Origin of the sequence: Spiroplasma endosymbiont of Lariophagus distinguendus, assembly GCF_023846195.1 — a bacterium.
Taxonomy (GTDB): domain Bacteria; phylum Bacillota_I; class Bacilli_A; order Mycoplasmatales; family VBWQ01; genus Spiroplasma_E.
In genome coordinates, this window is sequence record NZ_JALMUW010000001.1 from 21,787 (window position 1) to 39,987 (window position 18,201).

An 18,201-nucleotide genomic window follows, 5' to 3' on the forward strand; every position below is an offset into this window, starting at 1 on the left:
CTTTTTTTGTCGATACTGTTCATCCAACTGAAATACCATCAAAAGTAATTGGTATGCAGTTAGCTCATTTTATTACTAATAAAATTAAACAAAATTTAAATGATTAACAAAAAAATAAAAAATAACAAATAGGAGGTACAAATTATATGTATAAAAGCAATGGAAATTATGAAGCATTTGCACAACCTAAACCAGCACAAGAAATAGAAGATAAAAAAGCATTTTTAGTAGGACCAGGATTAGCTTCTTTAGCCGCTGCTACATTTTTAATCAGAGATGCAAAAATGAATCCAGAAAATATCCATATTTTTGAAGAATTAAGTATTGCTGGTGGTAGTTTAGATGGGATTTTAAATCCAGATAAGGGCTTCATTAGTCGTGGTGGACGAGAAATGGAAAACCATTTTGAATGTCTATGAGATTTATTTCGCTCTATTCCATCTTTAGAAATTGAAGGGGCTTCAGTTTTAGATGAATTTTACTGATTAAATAAAGAAGATCCAAATTATTCTAAGTGTCGACTTATTCATCAACAAGGGAAAAGAACAGAAGATGATAGTAAGTTTACTTTGAATGAAGAGGCTTGTAAAAAAAATAATTGAATTATTTTTAACAAAAGAAGTAAATCTAAATAATAAAACAATCGAAGAAGTATTTCCAGAAGATTTTTTTAAATCAAATTTTTGATGATATTGATCATCAATGTTTGCTTTTGAAAAATGACATAGTGCTATGGAAATGAGAAGATATATTATGAGATTCATTCATCATCTTGGTGGATTACCAGATTTATCAGCACTTAAATTTACAAAATACAATCAATACGAATCACTTGTTTTACCATTAATTTCTCACTTAGAAGAACAAGGTGTTGTTTTTCACTATGAAACAATAGTAAAAAATATTATAATTTCAGAAAATGAAAATAAAGAAAAAATTGCAAAAAAAATCATTTTTCAAAAAAAGAATAAAGAACAACAAATAATATTAAAAGAAAACGATTTCGTTTTTGTAACTAATGGCAGTATTACTGAAAGTACAACATATGGTGATCATAATACTCCAGCACCAATTAGTGAACAACTCCAATTAGGTGGAAGTTGAGAATTATGAGAAAATTTGGCAAAGCAAAGTAAAGATTTTGAAAAACCAGAAAAATTTTATGCAAATTTACCAAAAGAAAGTTGATTTATCTCAGCAACATTAACAACTCTAGATAAAAAAATAGCACCTTATATTGAAAAAATCAGCAAAAGAGATCCATATGCTAAAAAAGTTGTAACTGGTGGAATTGTTACTGCTATCGATTCAAGTTGAATTTTAAGTTATACCTTAAATCGTCAACCACACTTTAAAAGCCAATCAGATGATCAATTAGTTGTTTGAATCTATGGATTACTTTCAAATAAAGAAGGAGATTATATTAAAAAAAGTATTACTGAATGTTCTGGCATGGAAATAGCTCAAGAGTGATTATATCATATTGGCGTTCCTGAAGAAGAAATCTTTCAACTTGCTAAAAACTCATGTAATGTGGTACCGGTTTATATGCCATTTATTACTTCATACTTTATGCCAAGAGAAATTGGTGATCGTCCTTTAGTAGTTCCGGAAGGTTCAAAAAATTTAGCATTTATTGGTAATTTTAGTGAAACTGAAGATGATACAGTTTTTACAACCGAATATTCAGTGAGAACTGCTATGGAAGCTGTCTATAAATTATTAAAGGTTGATAGAGGAATACCAGAAGTTTTTGCTTCAGCATATGATATTAGAGTACTATTGAATTCAACTCATATTTTATGAGATAAGAAAAAAATTAATGATATACAAGTTCCTCTCATCTTAAAAATTTTCCGTAGAGGTGCATTAAAAAAAATCAAGGGAACTTTTCTAGAAGAATTACTTGAAAAATCAGGATTATTATAATAAATCCTAATATTTTTAATAATATTTATAAAATAAAATATCTATATTAACTTACCATTTTAAGTATAAAATAAAGAAAAATATTAAAAAAAATTAGTAATATTGTTACAAGTAACATTCATTTCTTTAAAAATAAAGAAATTGCTAACAAATTTAATATTTTAATAATCTTTAAATTTAAAATCAATTAATAATTTCTCATTCTAATGTTTAAAAATTCATAAAATTAATATTATTAATTTTAACTTCAAGATTAAATATAATGTTATAATATTTTTATGTATTATTAAATTATACAAAAGAAAGAGGAATTAACTTATTATGAGTACAATTATTAAAAATGAAGAAAATGAATCAAATGTTCAACAATTTCAAGTTGGTGACATTATTACCGTAACTCCAACTGGAATAAAGGAATTTGGAGTTTTTTGTAAGTGTCCAAATGGATTTTCTGGTTTAATTCACATTAGTCGTATTACCCCTAAATTTGTTAAAAATGTTAGTGATTATTTTACAATTGGTACATCAGTTAAAGCAGAAATAACAGGTATTGATCATACTAAACAACAATTAAGTTTAAGTACAAAAGAACAAGGATTAGTTGCAAAAAATAATTCTTCAATTGAAGAAAATGGTAAAGGATTTGCACCAATAAGAGAAACTGTTGATAATTGATTTAAAAAAGAAGAAAATAATTAAAATACTATTTTTCTTCCAAATAATAAAAAATATTGCTATTTAATGGCAATATTTTTTATTTTTTTCTTGCAATCTAAAATTTTTACAACTATATTTTTATTATAAATATTAAATAGTATTATTACGAATTAATATTTTAATTTTAAATACTATAAGGAGGTTATAGAATAGTGATAAAAACTAATTTAAAGTTTACTAATTTAGATATGAAAGAATTATCAACTTTATATCAAGAAAAAGTAACGGTGATTAACGCTGAACTGGAAAGTAATGCTAAAAATGAAGATGGTTGATTAGGATGAATTGATTTTCCATTTGCATACCAAAAAGACATTACTTTTCAAGAGTCTTGAAAACGAATGAAAACTCTAGCATTGAAACTACAAAAAGAAATACAAGTTTTAGTAGTAATTGGTATTGGTGGATCATACTTAGGTGCTAGAGCAGGAATTGATATGGTGCAAGGTTTATTTAATAATACGGCTCCTGTTAAAGTAATTTATATGGGTAATACCATGAGTTCAACTTATGTTCACCAAGTTTTATCATATTTAAAAGATAAAGAATTTGCCATTAATGTTATTTCTAAATCAGGAACTACTACTGAACCAGCAATTGCCTTTCGTTTGTTAAAAGAACTATTAATTAAACAAAAGAAAAATAAGAATATTGTTAATAACAGAATTATCGCTACTACTGATAAAACAAGAGGAGTACTCCATGATTTGGCAAAAGAAGAAGGATATGAAAGCTTTGTTATTCCCGATAATATCGGTGGTAGATACTCTGTTTTAACTCCTGTTGGTATTTTTCCGATGATGGTAGCAGGAATTAACTGTGAAGAAATTATTGCTGGTGCGCAATTAGCAGCAAAAGAATGTAAAAGTGATAAAATTGATGTTAATGATGCCTATTTATATGCAGTTTCTCGCTATCATTTACATAAAACTAATAATAAAGCAGTTGAAATTTTAGTAAGCTATGAATTACAAATGCAAATGTTATGTGAATGATGAAAACAATTATTTGGTGAGTCAGAAGGTAAGGATGGCAAAGGATTATTACCAGCTAGTGTTGTTTTTTCAACTGATTTACATTCAATGGGCCAATTTATTCAAGAAGGTTCAAAAATGTTTTTTGAAACAGTAATAAAAATCAAAAAACCTAATGAAGATATCAAAATTCCACTTGATAAAGAAAACAATGATCAATTAAACTATTTAACAAAACATTCTTTACATGAAATTAATAATATTGCCTTACAAGGAACTATTGAAGCTCATAGTGATGAAATAGTAGGAAAAACACCAAATATTTTATTAGAATGGGATACAATGGATGGCAAAATGTTTGGTTATGCTAGTTATTTCTTTATGAAGGCTTGTGCTGTTAGTGCAAAATTATTAGGTGTTGACCCATTTAACCAACCTGGTGTTGAAGTATACAAAAAGAAAATGTTTACATTATTAGGTAAAAAATAATTTCCTAATAATAAATTTAATAAAACATTAAAATATAGTTATATAAAAACCATTCTGAAAAGAATGGTTTTTATATAACTTACTTAGTTGTTCTTCACTTATTAATTTACAATATTATATTATGACATTTTTTTGTAAATAATAATCTAAATAAATGTAATTATAAGTTAAGTTGTATTTTAAATGATGGTAAATGATATATACCAGTGCTAGTTGATGGTGCATTTATAAAATCAAATTGATTTATTTCATTTACCATTTTTTGTTCTTGTTCTTTAATTAAAAAACTTTCTACTATATGCTTAGTTATTTGCTCTTGAATAGAATATTGTGCTTTTTCTTCAGAAAAACCTTGATTAATACATTCAATAAAAATGAAAGATAATTTTTCATTTATTTCATTATTCTTAATAATCTCTTGATAAACATCATTAAATTCATTATTTAATAATTTTATATTTAATATTGATAAATCTTCATAACTCATATTTCTAAAATTTAAATTAAATTCAAATTTTTCAAAAATATTTATTATTAATTGCTGATTTTCAAATTCTTGATACTCGCTTTCTGATTGAATTACTTTACTAGCCATCTTTTAATCTTCCTTTTCTAATATTTTAATTTAATAAAACCTAATATAGAATAATTTCTATATTAGGTATAAACATTTATTAAATTATTTTATTATTTTATCATAATTTCTATTCTAAATATAAAAATGGCTTTTCTCCCTTTATGTACTATTTTTAAATTTTATCACATAAATGCTGAGAAAAGCCTATCTACGGACTTCTCCCCACATTTTTAAATCAAACATAGCATTACAATTTCAAAACTAGGTATCTTATTGAATTTATATGCAGCTTCTTTTGCATATAAATGAACATGATGTTTTGCAACTTTGATATGTGTTTTAAATGTTCTTCTTATATGTTTTCAAACTGATTCAATTTGGTTGGTATTTACACCAGTTTTTGAAACATAGCTATCTTGATGATTGACTGTTTCATGCTTAGTGAAAACCGATTTAAAATCGCAATATCCTTTTCAAAAATCAGTATGTACATGACACTTTGAAGAAATGTGGTTTCTTGCAAACTGCAAAAGATTTTTACTTTTTGCATTTTTCAATACTTTCACAATTAATTTATTGGTTGTTTTTTCATAAATACCAACAATCAAGGTTTTATTCACCAAGGATCTTCCTTGTTTTTTAAAACCCATATGTGAAAGATACATTTCATCCATTTGCACTATGCCCTCAACAATAAATTGTGATTCTTGTTTGGCAATACAAGTTCTGATTTTATGACCCATTCTTCAAGCAGTTTTCAAAGTTACCCCCAATTCTTTTGCAACATCAGTTGATGGAATTCCATGTTTGGTGTTTATTCATCTAAAGATGAGATAAAACCAAGATTTCAAAGGTATTTGTGACTTGTAAAAAATGGTGCCATGAAGAATACTAAATGTTTGATGACATTTCAAACATCTTATTCTTCTTAAATCAGAAGTATTCAAATTTGTTCAATAACACCTGATACATTTATTTTCCTTCAAACTTACTATATATTTCAAACAATCTTGTTCTGTTTGAAAAGTATTGTTGAACTCATTCAATTTCATTGTTTCCTCCACAAGTACATGTGGGGAGAAGTCCGATAAAAATTATTAAATAATATGTATAAAATTTATTATTTATATAAATTTATTTTATTTAAAATTCTACTTTAATTAAATAACATCCTTAACAATAGTAATGCCATTTTTAAGCATTGAATATCATGCATATTGATTTAAAATATGAGCTGGATGCTCTGGTTGATCATAAGTATTTGTCATTGTCATTGGAACAATAACATTTACTTCTTTATTGTGCTGATTAAATCAAGTTTTACAACTAATAGCAAATTGATAAATACAAATATCAGTACAACAACCAACAATAATAATGTTATCCCATTGTAAATTTGGCTTAAAATCAAAAGCAAAAAAACCATTAGTACTATTTTTTTTAATAATCTTAATATTGTCAAATTTTAATTCTTCTACTAACTCTGATTCAATAGTATTTTCCAAACAATGACTAGGAAAAGTATGAAATTCGGGACTATGTTCATTATGAGCATCATTAAAAGCAATAACTTTAGTTTCATTAGTATTTACTTTTGCTAATAAATTTTTAATTGGTTTAATAATTGAATTAATATTGGGTGAAAATAAATTTCCTTTTTTAGCAAAGCCATTAACCATATCAACAATAAATATAATATTATGACCTTTTAAAGTTTTAAAATTTAAATTAACTGTTTTATCCAAAGTTTTATTTATAATTTCAATAAATGAATCATTATTTTTCATTATTCACCTCTATTTTTTAAAAATTAATCGTTTAATAATAAATCAAATTATACTACAGCCAGAACAAATTGGCATTAAGAAAATAGTAAAAATAATTCCTACTTTTAAAAAGAAAATATCTATTGTTATTCCCTGACTACTTTGATAGGTTAAACTATCAATTACACCATTTATATAAATAAAATTAAATCCATTAAAAATGTTTTCTATTTTAATACTTAATAACATAATTAACCCTAATAACAAAAATATAAAACCAGAAAAAAATAAAATAGTAATTATTTTTTCATCAAGAGGTAATTTTTTTCATCAATTTTTAGTTATCATTATTATCACCTATTTTTTTAAATTATATCATTATTATATTACTGCTATAAAATAAATAAAAAAATTCTTACTTTAATGTGAAAAATAAGAATTTTTTAAAATTAATAAATTGCTATTTTTATTTTTTTACTACTTTTAAATAACAACTGTATCCAAAAATAATAAGACTTGTAAAAAATAAGATTGGAGTAGCAATAACCGCTAAGATTAATCCTATTTGCAACTGTGCTGCTGTACCTGTTAAAGTTGCAGTTCCACCTAATGCAGCAACTGCAATTTTTAATTTATCAAAAAAATCAGTTAATGACATAGTAACACCAAAATTAGTTATACTACCCTTAATAAAATCTCCAATAGTTCAAGGATGAGAATTTCTTAAAATTCAAAACCCATCATGACTTTCAGCCGCTTTAGCTCCTAGAGGTTTAACTGTTCAAGATACTGTTCCAATTAAAATTAATCCTAAAATCATTACTATTAACATAGTTATAAATACGTAAATGCTAATTTTATCTAACTTTGATAATTTTTTTCAAATTTTTTGCATAAATTTTCCCTTTCTTTTAATATAAATATGGCTCAAAAAAATTTTAGCAAACTTTAAAAAAATATTATATTTAAAATATATAAAACTGAAAATAGGTATAAAATAGTAATATTTAACATAAAATTATTTTTTTTGGTTTTTTCTTTTAACTTTTCTTTTAAAAAATAATTAAAAATAAAATAATTTTACATTATCTTTAAAAAATAATTGTAAATGTGAAAAATATCTATTATAATGATTAAGGTTTTTTAAGAATAAATAATTCTAATAAAACAATAAATAAGGAGTATTAGCTCAGCTGGGAGAGCAATTGCCTTACAAGCAATAGGTCGGCGGTTCAAGTCCGTCATACTCCACCATTTACCTGCTGATGTGGCTCAATCCGGCAGAGCAACGGTTTTGTAAACCGTAGGTTGCAGGTTCGATTCCTGTCATCAGCACCATTATTATTTATGGAGGGGTAGCAAAGTGGCCAACTGCACCTGGCTGTAAACCAGATCTCTTCGAGTTCGGGGGTTCGACTCCCTCCCCCTCCACCATATTACTTATTGGGGTGTAGCCAAGCGGTAAGGCAACGGCCTTTGACGCCGTCATGCGTTGGTTCAAATCCAACCACCTCAGCCATATATTTTATTAATTTGTCCTCGTAGCTCAGCGGTAGAGCACTCGGCTTTTAACCGAGGTGTCGCAAGTTCGATCCTTGCCGGGGACACCATTTGATGCCCAGGTGGTGAAATGGCAGACACGTCGGGCTTAAGATCCGATGACTTTTACAGGTTGTGCGAGTTCGAGTCTCGCTCTGGGCACCATTTTATATATTTATTAATGACGAGGAAGTATTCCTCATTTTTTATAAGCAAGTAAACTAATTTTGCCCAGATGGCGAAATGGCAGACGCAGTAGACTCAAAATCTACCGAGAAATCATGCGGGTTCGAGTCCCGCTCTGGGCACCACTAATATTAAATTACTAGTATAAAAAGGTATTCTTTTAAGAATACCTTTTTATTTTTATAATATTAAATATTATTAAACTGATAATCGACGTTCTAAAGATTGTTGTTTAACAGGCAAACGTTCTTCAGAATTTAATGCTGCTGTATTAAGTGGTTTAGGATCAGCTATTTCAACAACATGAGAAGTTGACATGACTGATTGTGTTTCCTCTCCATTATTAATTTTTTCTGGATTAAAAGGTTTATTTAATAATGGATTATTATCATCACTATCTTCAGAACTTGATGATGATGGTGAAGATGTACTGCTAGAAATATTTTCATAATTATCTTCCTCATCAAAATCATTAACATCCGCACATCAATTTTCATATAATTCCATTCCAGTATTTACTAATAAACCAGTACCAACTATTGCAAGACCAGCTATTGTTTCTCAAAAAGCCGTTGATCTTTTTTTATAAAATGGTTGAATTATTTGGATTACTTAATTCATGATATGCAAAAAGACTAACACCAGTAATTGCACTAGCAATAGTTTGAACTTGTCAAGAAAAGTGGACAATAAAAGTAACCTTTTATTAAATTTTATAAAATAGTATTTGTAAGTGTTAAATTTATAGGTATGAAGTAATTATTTGTTAATTTGGAATGAGCTAATCGATATTCGATTGGACTCATTCCTTTTAATTTGATTTGAGGTCGATGGTTATTATAAAAGTAAATATATTTAGGTAAGTTGTCTTGTATTCATTCAATAGTTCTATTTTTTCTTGGAATTTGATATAAAAATTCTGTTTTCATTGTTCCAAATCAAGATTCAGTAGCACCATTATCACAAGAATTACCTCTTCTAGACATTGAAATTTTTATTTTTAATTCATCACATAAAGTTTTATATGAAGGATTTGTATAGTGAAATCCTTGATCTGATTGCAAAATTCATGAATTAGGTTTTTGAGCATTAACTCAAGCTTGAATAATATTTTGGACAACAAATGTCATATCTAAACTTGAGCTTATTTTATAATCTAATATTTCATTATTATGAAAATCTTTAACAATTGATAAATAATATGTTTTACCATTAGTTAATAAATAAGTTATATCAGTACCTAATTTTTGATTTAAATCAGTGGTTGAAAAATCACGTTTTAATAAATTATCATATCTTAAACTTCCTGATTTAGTTCTATAATCAAATTTCTTTATGCGAACTTTAGCTTTTAAACCCATATTTCTCATATATCTATATACAACATGAAATTTTAATTTTAAATTATAAATTTTATTAATTCATAAAGTTATCATTTTATAACCATAAATTTCTTGAAATTCATAAAAAATTTTTTAATTATGATTAGCCAAAAATGTATCTCATTTATTAAATTCATTCATTCCATTCTTAATTCACTTATAATATCCTGATTTTGAAACATTTAGCAATCAACATAAATAACTAATCTGATATTTTTTCTTCAAGGAGAAAATCACAAAATATTTCTTCTTTTTTGTCGATTTTTCTAAATACTTTTTATATCATTCATTGCCTCATATATTCAATTAATTCTTGTTTTGTCATGTCATTAAAATTTAAAGATTTGGGTCGACCTGTTCTTTTGGTTTTTTTAGCACGAATTCCATTGCCATATTCTAAACCTTTTTCACCTAATAATTTATATGCTTTAATTCATTCTTTTATTGATGATCGACCAATACCATACTCTAATGCGGTTTTATCAATTGTTTTAATTTTACTTATTTTTATTATTTTTAACTTTTCTTCTTTTGATAATCATTTAGCCATAAAAAAATGAACACCTTCCTTAAAGTATTTTTAACACAAAGGTTACAATTCTGTGTCTACTTTATTCTAGATGTTCAAGTTATTGGTGCTAATAAACTTGCAGCTGTATTACCTATTTTTTGTCATATATTACGTTGTTGATTTATTGCATTTTCTTCATTATTAGGTGCACAACATTCTGATATTTTTTTACTAATTGTCACTATATGATTTAAACTTGAAGCTGCTGCTGTAATAAAAGCATATGTAACAGGTAATGTATCTGGATTGGGTGTTGGTCAGTTAAGTAAAGCTACTGCTAGTGGTAATAATGGTGCTGTTGCAAAACTTTCTACTGTTAATAAATTATTAATCCTTACATTATTAATATTTCAATATCTTAATATTAAATTAGTTAACGAAATTTTTGAATTAATTGCTCCTTCCCCCATAAAACATAATGCTGGTGCTAGTGATAATACTCCATCTTGATATAATAAATAGTTACCCCCAGTTACCATTCAATTACCAAGAGTAAGTAACACATCTCTTATAGTAGGTACTACCCTATTTCTATTATTAGTTGATATTAAATCATTTAATAATAATTGTTCTGTAGAAGAATAACTTCTTGCTGGTGATGAATCCATATTTTTCATCCTTTCTAAAAAATAATTTAAAGTAATAAAATTAATATAAAAACACCCATATTAAGAATTACAATCCTTAAATATGAGCTAAACTCTAGTCTTTATTTATTACTTGTTGTATTATAACCCTATATTAAATAAATGAAAGTAATATAATCATTAATATTGAAATTATGAAAAATAATTTTAATAACTTAAATAATTAAATTAATAATATTAAAAATAAATTTTTATTATTTCCTTATATAAGGAGGAGTTTTATTTTTTAATATTACTTTTTTAAAATTTACTTAAAAACCTTGTTTTTTCTTATTATTTATTTGTAATAATATCATTTTATTAAATAAAATAAAATTTTGATTTTCTATATATTTTCCAATACACATTATTAATAAATAACATCGCAAAATTTTATTTACTGAAATTGGTTTTAATAAAATATTTTTTTTGTATAATTAACTCTTATAAAGGAGGTCATTTATTAATATGAAAAAACAACGCTTAAATATCTCAAAATTAGGATTCTTACTTTCAGTAATGGGTTCGGCAGTAGGATTAGGTGGTATTTGAGGATTTCCAACTCAAATGTATAACCATCATGGTGCTTTTCTAATCCCTTTTTTAATATGTATGGTAATTTGTGCAATACCAGTTTTATTTATTGAAATGACAATTGGTAATAAATATCGAAAAAATCATATTGAATTTTTTAGTGAGGTTGGAGGTAAAAAGGGTGCTTTTTTCTCTTGATTGCATTCAACAACCGTTATTTTACTAAGTACTTATTATAGTGTTTTAGTAGGATGAACTTTAATTAATATTATTATTAGTTTTACTTCTAATTTAAATAAAGGTTCTTATTTTTATCATAATATTTTACAACAAACAAATGATCAAGATATTAGCAATTTAAATAGCCTAGGTAACTTAAATTGAATGATTTTACTTGCAACAATTGGTGTCTGAATTATTTTGGGTATCATTCTACTAGGTGGTGTTGAAAAAGGAATTGAAAAAGCCAATAAAATTATGATTCCATTTTTATTTTTAATGATTATTATTTTAGCAATTTATACTAGTACATTATCAGGTGCTAAACTTGGATTAAATGTAATGTTTGATTTAGATGCTAAAGAATTATTAAATCCTGGATTATGAAAAGATGCTTTTGGTCAATCATTCTTTATGTTATCAACATGTACAGGAACCATTTATATTTATGCAGCTCATGCTCCCGAAAAACAAGATAGTACTAATCAAGCTTTTGTAGTAGCCTTTGGTACTAGCGTTATTGGTATATTAACAACAATTATTGTTTTTAATTCAATAGGTGCAATTGCTCAAAATCAAGGTAAAACTGATATTAAAGATGTATTTCAAGCAGGACCTGCTTTGATTTTCCAAGTAATACCACAATTATTTGCTATTATTAATAATCAAGTTCCTATTTTAGGAAATATTTTAGCAATATTATTTTTTGTTACACTTTTCTTTGCGGGTATGTCCTCACTAATTGGTCAAGTTGAATCAATGGTAAATGGTCTAGAATATGAAATTCATTTAAAGCGCAAACAAGCATTAGCAATATCATTATTAGGAGCAATGGCAGTATCAGTATTATTCACCTTTAGTAATTCACCAGCGCTGTTTAATGGGCTAGCAATCTGAGTAGCACAAATTTGACTACTAATAATTGGGTTTATTTTATTAATTGGTATTAGTCCATATGGCTGAAAACTATATGATACATTAAAATTATATAATAATGAAAATTCATGAATGAAATGAACAAAAGGATATAAAATAGTAATTTTAATTATCGCACCAATTTTAATTTTAATTAATATTGCTACTGGTATCTATGATTTTATTATTAATATTATCAATGCTAATTTTGTTTATGGTACAGTTGGTCTAACACTTGGTGTTGGGTTAGTTTTACTTTTAACTTTTATCTTAACTTATCATAAAAATATTCATAATGGTTTTAATAAATTATTTAAAATAAAAACAAAAACTGAAAGAGGTTAAAAAACATGGATATTGGAGCAATTATTTTAATGGTAATTTCTTTAGTAAGTATTATTGGTCTTTTTATTTTCTTTGTCATAATGGATTTTAAGAGTCATAAAAAACAAAAAAGAAAAGAAAAAAACAAAGAATAATATTTTTTAAAATATTTTAGTATACTTATGATAAAGTATTATAATTAGGTTTTTTTGTAATCTGGCATTTTGATGCCAGATTACAAAACTTATTATTAAATGGTGAGTGAAATGGAAAAAAATAAATTAAAACAAATTTTATTAATTAGCAAAATAACTTTAACAATTGCTTCTTTATTTTTATTTTTAGTTTGATTAATGTTTATGACTAATAATTTTTTTCCTAAATCTCAAAACTCATTTGTTGCCAAAATTATGAATACTTCAATTCAAATTATGATTTGACCAATTACTAGTATAATTCTATTTATTTTTATTATGCCAATATGAGTTACTAATAAAAAACAAATTTTATTAGTATTTTTAACATTGTCACTAATTATCACAATATTGTGCACAACTTTTCTTTTTAGTTTAAATATTAATAAATTCTGAATTATATGATTAATTGCTCATTTTTTTGCTATAGCTTCAATTATTTTTGTCATTGTTTCTTATTTCTTTAAAGAAAAACTTCTTTTATTTAAAAAGAAAAAAAATAAACATATTGAAAAAAAGATTAAAAAATAATTTTTTTTAACTTGTTTATCAAAAGTAGTTGACTTTAATTTTAGTAATATGATATAAATACATGGTGGTTAACATAACTGCGGGTGTCGTATAATGGTATTATTACAGCCTTCCAAGCTGAAGACGTGGGTTCGATTCCCATCACCCGCTCCATTATAAAAAAATAAAAGCCGTAATTAATACGCCTTTTTTTATTTTATAATGGTTTATATTTTAGGACCTTTTTTAGTTTGTAGTACTGCTGCTGTTTCTTCATCACTAGAATTATTGCAAGCACATTTATTAACTATTTCTGCTCATGAATTTACTGGATACATAACTAAAGACATTCCATTAGTTCTTTCTGGTATTGATTCTAAATATTTTATTTTATTATTTGTGCATTCTTCTAAATTAATTTTCATTAGTTATCCCCTACTTCTTTTAAAATTCGACTATTAAAAGCATCTGCTAAGAACTTATAAACTTTTACTTCAGAAATATTTTTTAAATCATAACAATTAATGATATCAGTTAATTTTAAAATCACATCATGATATTTTATAAAGTAAGTTTTATTTTCAACATTTGCTCACTTTTCTAAATTCATTGCATAATAAATTATTCCATCTCTATAAAATTGTGATTTCATATTTCTCACTCCTTTAAACGATATAATAAAACAAAAAACCTAATTTAAATACAAAAATTTAAACGAGGTCTATAAAAAAACCAAAATATTTTGTTCCAAAGTTCCTTTAAAACTTTAATACAATTGTAACTCATTTACAAGAAATTCCAAGTAAAATCAATAAAAAAAATTAATAACTTAAAATTAATATAAAGAGATAAATAAAGATTACATTTGTAATCTTTATTTATAATTGTCCTGAAATTGTTTTTAAAACAAAATTTTTTATATTCACTGATTGGAACTTCAGTTTTATTTATTAAATCACTCACTTGTTTTTGTCATTTTTTTAACTAATCTTTTCATCTCTACATAGTCAGGTGTAACAATAGAAACAAAAATAATCATTTGTTTCATAATTTGTAACTCAACCTCACAATGTTTCTTATTGACTAATCTGGGGTCTCAAGCATAAGCAAGAACTGTTCTATTGCTTACTGCTACTTTAATTAATTTGTTTTAGTTTTATCTTTAGGAATTTCTTTTAATCTTTTTTCCTTTTCTTTAAAACTTTAATTTAATAAAAATCCTAACATAGAGATATATCTATATTAAGACTGAACAGTTATTAAATTATGAATATATAATAACATAAAAAATAATACTTTTGATGAAAATTATAATTAACACTTATATAAGTATTAATATTTAATTTCATATACATGTATTTTTTATAAACAATTCAATTATAAAACTTCTAAGGAGGTAACTATTTCTAATTAAACAATAGTTATCTAATACAAAAATAAATGAAAAATATCTATATTTAATATAGATACTATGATATAATTTTCCTAAAATTAATATAAGTTTTTACCTATTTACTTTTATTTTAAAGTAAATAGGTTTTTAATTTGAAAAAGGAGATATTTAGAAGTGCTATATAGTAAAAAATCAGAAAATCTTATAACAGAAAAAGAAAAAACAACAACAAATTCAAGAAAAATTAAACCACAATTACCAATAACAACATCTCTTGCTGAAATATTACTAAATAATAATGAAAAACTTGTTGGTACTATTACTAGTGATCAGTATCTTAATAAAGATAACAAACAAGTACCATTATATAAACTAATTAAAAGTTCAGAACCAAATAAAAAAATAAACATTAAAGCAATAAATTCTATTAAAAATGACAAACAACCAACAACAATTCTAAATAAAACCAATTCACAATCAATATAAAAATAAAATAAAATTATTAAAGATTGAAATTGAAATTTTTAATAATTTTATTTTTTATTATTTAATTCAAAGTTTATGTTTAGATTAACTACTAAAACTTATTTTCTTCTTATTTTATAGTATGATTTACCTATAAACTTAATTTTTTATTATAAAGGAGAAATAATAATGAATGTACTAAAAACATATGAGATTTGAAAAAAGCAAAACTTACCGCAACACTTAAAAAAACAATTAACTACAATGTCTAAAAGTGAAATTGAAGATGCTTTTACTACAACTTTAGAATTTGGTACAGCTGGCATGCGTGGTATTACTGGAGTTGGTACCGGCAGAATTAATGAAATTATTATTATGAAGGCAACTGTCGCATTTATTCAATATTTAAAATCTGCCTTTTCTGAAAAAGACTTACTTCGTGGTGTTATTATTGCTCATGATAATCGTCACTTTTCAGCAGAATTTACAATGTTAACAGCAAAAACTTTAGCTAAACATAAAATTCCTGTTTTTTTATTTAAAAATAATGATTTAAGACCAACACCAGTACTTTCATATAGTATTAGAAAAGTTAATGCTCTTGCTGGAATTGTTATTACAGCCAGTCATAATCCTCCTGAATATAATGGTTATAAAATTTATGATCAATATGGCTGTCAATTTCTTCCTAATGTTACCAATATAATTAGCAATAAAATGGAACAATTGCCTGATGATTTTCAATTAACATTCGATTATGATACTAACCTAATTAAAGAAGTGCCTTCAACAGTAGAAGATAATTATCGTGACGATATTAAAAATTTACAGTTTTATCCACAAGTTAAAAATCGTAACTTTAAAATTGTATTTTCTAATCTACACGGTACTAGTCGTGAATGAGTTAAACCAATTTTAGAACAATGCGGTTATGAAATTATTTTAGTAACAGAGCAAGCTAACTATGATCCTGATTTTAAAGGTGTAGTGTCGCCCAATCCCGAAGTAAAACCAACATTTGATTTAGCAATTAAACATGCTAAAAAACATGATGCACCATTAATTATTTTAAATGATCCTGATGCTGATCGCATTGGTATTGCTGTAAAACATAATAATGATTATGTATTATTAACAGGTAATGAAACAGCACCAATTTTATTAGAATATTTATTAAGCCATTATCAACTTAATAAAACAATGCCAAAAAATCCTGTTATGTACAATACATTTGTTACTTCAAATTTATCTGATATGATTGCTAAATCATATGGATGTCAAGTTATTAAAACGTTAACTGGTTTTAAATGAATTGGTGCAGAAATGCTAAAAGAAAAAGCACGTAACATTAACTTTGTTTTTGGTTTTGAAGAAGCATATGGTTATGTTATTAAAAATATTACTCGTGACAAAGATGGTATTCAATCAGCAATAGTAGCAGCAGAAGCGGCTTGATATTATCAAAAGTCACAAAAAACATTAGTTGATGTTTTAGAAAATATTTATCAAAAATTTGGATATTATTACTGTTATACTGTTAATCTTATTTTAAAAGGCAAAACAGGACAAAATACTATTAATAATATGTTAGAAACATTAAGAACTAGTAAAATACCAACACTTAATAATATTAAAACAATTAAAGTTGAAGATTATCAAACTGGTTTACATGGAATGCCATCGCAAAATTTACTAAAATTTTACTTCAGTGATGGTTCATGATTTGCTGTTAGACCTAGTGGAACTGAGCCAAAAATTAAATTCTATTTTGTTTGTGTTGATAAAACCATTAATGATGCACAATTAAAAATGAGAAAAATGTATGAAGAATTAGCTATCAAATATCTAAATATCAAAGATATAAAATGATAGAAAGGAACTAAAAAATGACTGTAATTAAAGATATTAAACCTAATAATGTTTTAAGTTTAGTAGTAATTATTAATCGAGTAATTCAAGGTGTTGCTTCTAACAATACTAATTATTTAAACTTACAATTACAAGATAAAACTGGGACAATTTCAGCAAGAATTTGAGACGTAAGCAAAGAAACTATTGAACAATTAACAATAGGACAAGTAATTAAAATTGAAGCAAATAGCATTAATTATAATAATGAAATACAACTAAAAATTAATAATTGAACTATTATTACTAATCCTAGTGAATATTATGATTTATTACTTACACAAGCACCAATTAATATTATTGAAGCATGAACTGAAATTAGTCAAACAATAAAGGAATTTAAAAATCCAATTTTAAAAAAAGTATTAATCCAATGTTTTAATAAAAAAAATATTGATGATTATAAGAAGTGACCAGCAGCAGTTAAAATGCATCATGCTGTTCAAAGCGGTTTATTATGACACTCAGTAACAATGTTAAGAATGGCAAAACAAGTAGTAGCACTTTATAATGATCGTAATATTAATAGTGAACTATTATATGCAGGAATCATTATGCATGATTATGGAAAAATGGTTGAATTAAATAATAATCCTATTAGTTCATATACACTATCAGGTAAAATGATTGGTCATATTTCATTAGGCGCAATGCAAGTTACACTCGCTTGTAAGGAATTAAATATTAACTTAGAAGAAGAAATCGTAGTTTTATTACAGCATCTAATATTAGCTAGTCATGGTAAATATGAATATGGTTCACCTGTCTTACCAAAAACAATAGAAGCTGAAATTTTACATCATTTAGATAACTTAGATGCAAAGATCTATGCAATTGATGAAGCATTGGTTAATATTAATGTTGGTGAATCAACTGCTCGTATTGCAAGTATTGAAAATAGAATGTTCTATAAACATCAAAATTTAAAAGAAAAAAATAAAAAAGTTTAAATAATAAAAAGAGGCTTTTTAATAATCTGTGTT

At 25.2% G+C, this 18,201-nt stretch carries 19 protein-coding genes, 8 tRNA genes and 1 pseudogene; 17 read left to right on the top strand and 11 right to left on the bottom strand.

All coding sequences use genetic code 4. The features are described 5' to 3' along the window. Nucleotides 1–146 precede the first annotated feature (146 nt). From M0D11_RS00150 to M0D11_RS00160, 3 genes and pseudogenes are all read left to right on the top strand, one after another. Nucleotides 147–1,929 (top strand): annotated as a pseudogene (locus tag M0D11_RS00150) (oleate hydratase). Between the two features lie 321 nt (nucleotides 1,930–2,250). Further along, nucleotides 2,251–2,628, top strand: a complete 378-nt coding sequence (locus M0D11_RS00155; RefSeq protein ID WP_252318945.1) for a S1 RNA-binding domain-containing protein — start codon at nucleotides 2,251–2,253, stop codon at nucleotides 2,626–2,628. Nucleotides 2,629–2,798: 170 nt separating this feature from the next. Further along, nucleotides 2,799–4,109, top strand: coding sequence for a glucose-6-phosphate isomerase (locus M0D11_RS00160; RefSeq protein ID WP_252318946.1), 1,311 nt, complete (start codon nucleotides 2,799–2,801; stop codon nucleotides 4,107–4,109). Nucleotides 4,110–4,269: 160 nt separating this feature from the next. Here the strand turns inward: M0D11_RS00160 and M0D11_RS00165 are convergent, their stop codons facing one another. The 5 genes from M0D11_RS00165 to M0D11_RS00185 form a co-directional block, all read right to left on the bottom strand. Beyond that, nucleotides 4,270–4,704, bottom strand: coding sequence for a hypothetical protein (locus M0D11_RS00165; protein ID WP_252318948.1), 435 nt, complete (start codon nucleotides 4,702–4,704; stop codon nucleotides 4,270–4,272). 212 nt (nucleotides 4,705–4,916) lie between these two features. Beyond that, a complete protein-coding gene (locus tag M0D11_RS00170; RefSeq protein ID WP_252318950.1) occupies nucleotides 4,917–5,537 on the bottom strand; it encodes an IS1595 family transposase in 621 nt (206 codons plus the stop codon). Nucleotides 5,538–5,846: 309 nt separating this feature from the next. Beyond that, the gene (locus M0D11_RS00175; RefSeq protein ID WP_252318952.1) at nucleotides 5,847–6,473 is read right to left on the bottom strand and encodes a cysteine hydrolase family protein; all 627 of its coding nucleotides are present in this window, start codon (nucleotides 6,471–6,473) and stop codon (nucleotides 5,847–5,849) included. A gap of 9 nt (nucleotides 6,474–6,482) precedes the next feature. Continuing rightward, nucleotides 6,483–6,800, bottom strand: a complete 318-nt coding sequence (locus M0D11_RS00180) for a hypothetical protein (RefSeq protein WP_252318954.1) — start codon at nucleotides 6,798–6,800, stop codon at nucleotides 6,483–6,485. A 118-nt stretch (nucleotides 6,801–6,918) separates the two neighbouring features. Then, nucleotides 6,919–7,347, bottom strand: coding sequence for a hypothetical protein (locus M0D11_RS00185; protein WP_252318956.1), 429 nt, complete (start codon nucleotides 7,345–7,347; stop codon nucleotides 6,919–6,921). 283 nt (nucleotides 7,348–7,630) lie between these two features. Between M0D11_RS00185 and M0D11_RS00190 the strand changes: the two genes are divergently transcribed. From M0D11_RS00190 to M0D11_RS00220, 7 genes are all read left to right on the top strand, one after another. Continuing rightward, a tRNA-Val gene (locus M0D11_RS00190) sits at nucleotides 7,631–7,706 on the top strand. Nucleotides 7,707–7,713: 7 nt separating this feature from the next. Next, nucleotides 7,714–7,790 (top strand) — tRNA-Thr (locus M0D11_RS00195). Between the two features lie 11 nt (nucleotides 7,791–7,801). Beyond that, nucleotides 7,802–7,886: transfer RNA gene (locus tag M0D11_RS00200), tRNA-Tyr, on the top strand. 10 nt (nucleotides 7,887–7,896) lie between these two features. After that, nucleotides 7,897–7,971, top strand: a tRNA-Gln gene (locus M0D11_RS00205). A 16-nt stretch (nucleotides 7,972–7,987) separates the two neighbouring features. After that, nucleotides 7,988–8,062 (top strand) — tRNA-Lys (locus M0D11_RS00210). Nucleotides 8,063–8,068: 6 nt separating this feature from the next. Next, nucleotides 8,069–8,156, top strand: a tRNA-Leu gene (locus M0D11_RS00215). A gap of 64 nt (nucleotides 8,157–8,220) precedes the next feature. Then, nucleotides 8,221–8,302: transfer RNA gene (locus M0D11_RS00220), tRNA-Leu, on the top strand. 73 nt (nucleotides 8,303–8,375) lie between these two features. On the opposite strand, the gene M0D11_RS00225 is transcribed toward M0D11_RS00220, so the two are convergent. The 4 genes from M0D11_RS00225 to M0D11_RS00240 all read right to left on the bottom strand — a co-directional run bounded on the left by M0D11_RS00225 (nucleotide 8,376) and on the right by M0D11_RS00240 (nucleotide 10,738). Continuing rightward, a complete protein-coding gene (locus M0D11_RS00225) occupies nucleotides 8,376–8,684 on the bottom strand; it encodes a hypothetical protein (RefSeq protein ID WP_252318957.1) in 309 nt (102 codons plus the stop codon). 206 nt (nucleotides 8,685–8,890) lie between these two features. Further along, on the bottom strand, nucleotides 8,891–9,613 hold the full coding sequence (locus tag M0D11_RS00230; RefSeq protein ID WP_308699589.1) for an IS3 family transposase: 723 nt from the start codon (nucleotides 9,611–9,613) through the stop codon (nucleotides 8,891–8,893). 223 nt (nucleotides 9,614–9,836) lie between these two features. Continuing rightward, the gene (locus M0D11_RS00235; protein WP_252318966.1) at nucleotides 9,837–10,109 is read right to left on the bottom strand and encodes a hypothetical protein; all 273 of its coding nucleotides are present in this window, start codon (nucleotides 10,107–10,109) and stop codon (nucleotides 9,837–9,839) included. Nucleotides 10,110–10,165: 56 nt separating this feature from the next. Beyond that, nucleotides 10,166–10,738: a hypothetical protein gene (locus M0D11_RS00240; protein ID WP_252318967.1), complete on the bottom strand. Its 573-nt coding sequence runs from the start codon at nucleotides 10,736–10,738 to the stop codon at nucleotides 10,166–10,168. 486 nt (nucleotides 10,739–11,224) lie between these two features. On the opposite strand from M0D11_RS00240, the gene M0D11_RS00245 reads away from it, so the two are divergent. From M0D11_RS00245 to M0D11_RS00255, 4 genes are all read left to right on the top strand, one after another. Next, complete coding sequence (locus M0D11_RS00245; RefSeq protein WP_252318968.1) at nucleotides 11,225–12,769, top strand: sodium-dependent transporter; 1,545 nt, start codon at nucleotides 11,225–11,227, stop codon at nucleotides 12,767–12,769. Nucleotides 12,770–12,774: 5 nt separating this feature from the next. Then, nucleotides 12,775–12,903 carry a hypothetical protein gene (locus M0D11_RS06540; RefSeq protein ID WP_256468305.1) on the top strand — a complete coding sequence of 43 codons (129 nt, stop codon included), beginning with the start codon at nucleotides 12,775–12,777 and terminating at the stop codon, nucleotides 12,901–12,903. Between the two features lie 111 nt (nucleotides 12,904–13,014). Then, nucleotides 13,015–13,473, top strand: coding sequence for a hypothetical protein (locus M0D11_RS00250; RefSeq protein WP_252318969.1), 459 nt, complete (start codon nucleotides 13,015–13,017; stop codon nucleotides 13,471–13,473). A 79-nt stretch (nucleotides 13,474–13,552) separates the two neighbouring features. Then, a tRNA-Gly gene (locus tag M0D11_RS00255) sits at nucleotides 13,553–13,626 on the top strand. Between the two features lie 53 nt (nucleotides 13,627–13,679). On the opposite strand, the gene M0D11_RS00260 is transcribed toward M0D11_RS00255, so the two are convergent. Both M0D11_RS00260 and M0D11_RS00265 read right to left on the bottom strand, forming a co-directional pair. After that, the gene (locus M0D11_RS00260) at nucleotides 13,680–13,877 is read right to left on the bottom strand and encodes a hypothetical protein (protein ID WP_252318972.1); all 198 of its coding nucleotides are present in this window, start codon (nucleotides 13,875–13,877) and stop codon (nucleotides 13,680–13,682) included. Continuing rightward, the gene (locus tag M0D11_RS00265; RefSeq protein WP_174481002.1) at nucleotides 13,877–14,104 is read right to left on the bottom strand and encodes a hypothetical protein; all 228 of its coding nucleotides are present in this window, start codon (nucleotides 14,102–14,104) and stop codon (nucleotides 13,877–13,879) included. The genes M0D11_RS00260 and M0D11_RS00265 overlap by 1 nt, the downstream gene beginning before the upstream one ends. Nucleotides 14,105–15,019: 915 nt before the next feature. On the opposite strand from M0D11_RS00265, the gene M0D11_RS00270 reads away from it, so the two are divergent. The 3 genes from M0D11_RS00270 (at nucleotide 15,020) to M0D11_RS00280 (ending at nucleotide 18,168) form a co-directional block, all read left to right on the top strand. Next, nucleotides 15,020–15,331 (top strand): hypothetical protein, encoded by a 312-nt coding sequence (locus tag M0D11_RS00270; RefSeq protein ID WP_252318979.1) that lies wholly within the window; start codon nucleotides 15,020–15,022, stop codon nucleotides 15,329–15,331. Between the two features lie 168 nt (nucleotides 15,332–15,499). Further along, nucleotides 15,500–17,182: a phospho-sugar mutase gene (locus M0D11_RS00275; RefSeq protein WP_252318980.1), complete on the top strand. Its 1,683-nt coding sequence runs from the start codon at nucleotides 15,500–15,502 to the stop codon at nucleotides 17,180–17,182. A gap of 14 nt (nucleotides 17,183–17,196) precedes the next feature. Next, a complete protein-coding gene (locus tag M0D11_RS00280) occupies nucleotides 17,197–18,168 on the top strand; it encodes a 3'-5' exoribonuclease YhaM family protein (RefSeq protein ID WP_252318981.1) in 972 nt (323 codons plus the stop codon). Nucleotides 18,169–18,201 lie beyond the last annotated feature (33 nt).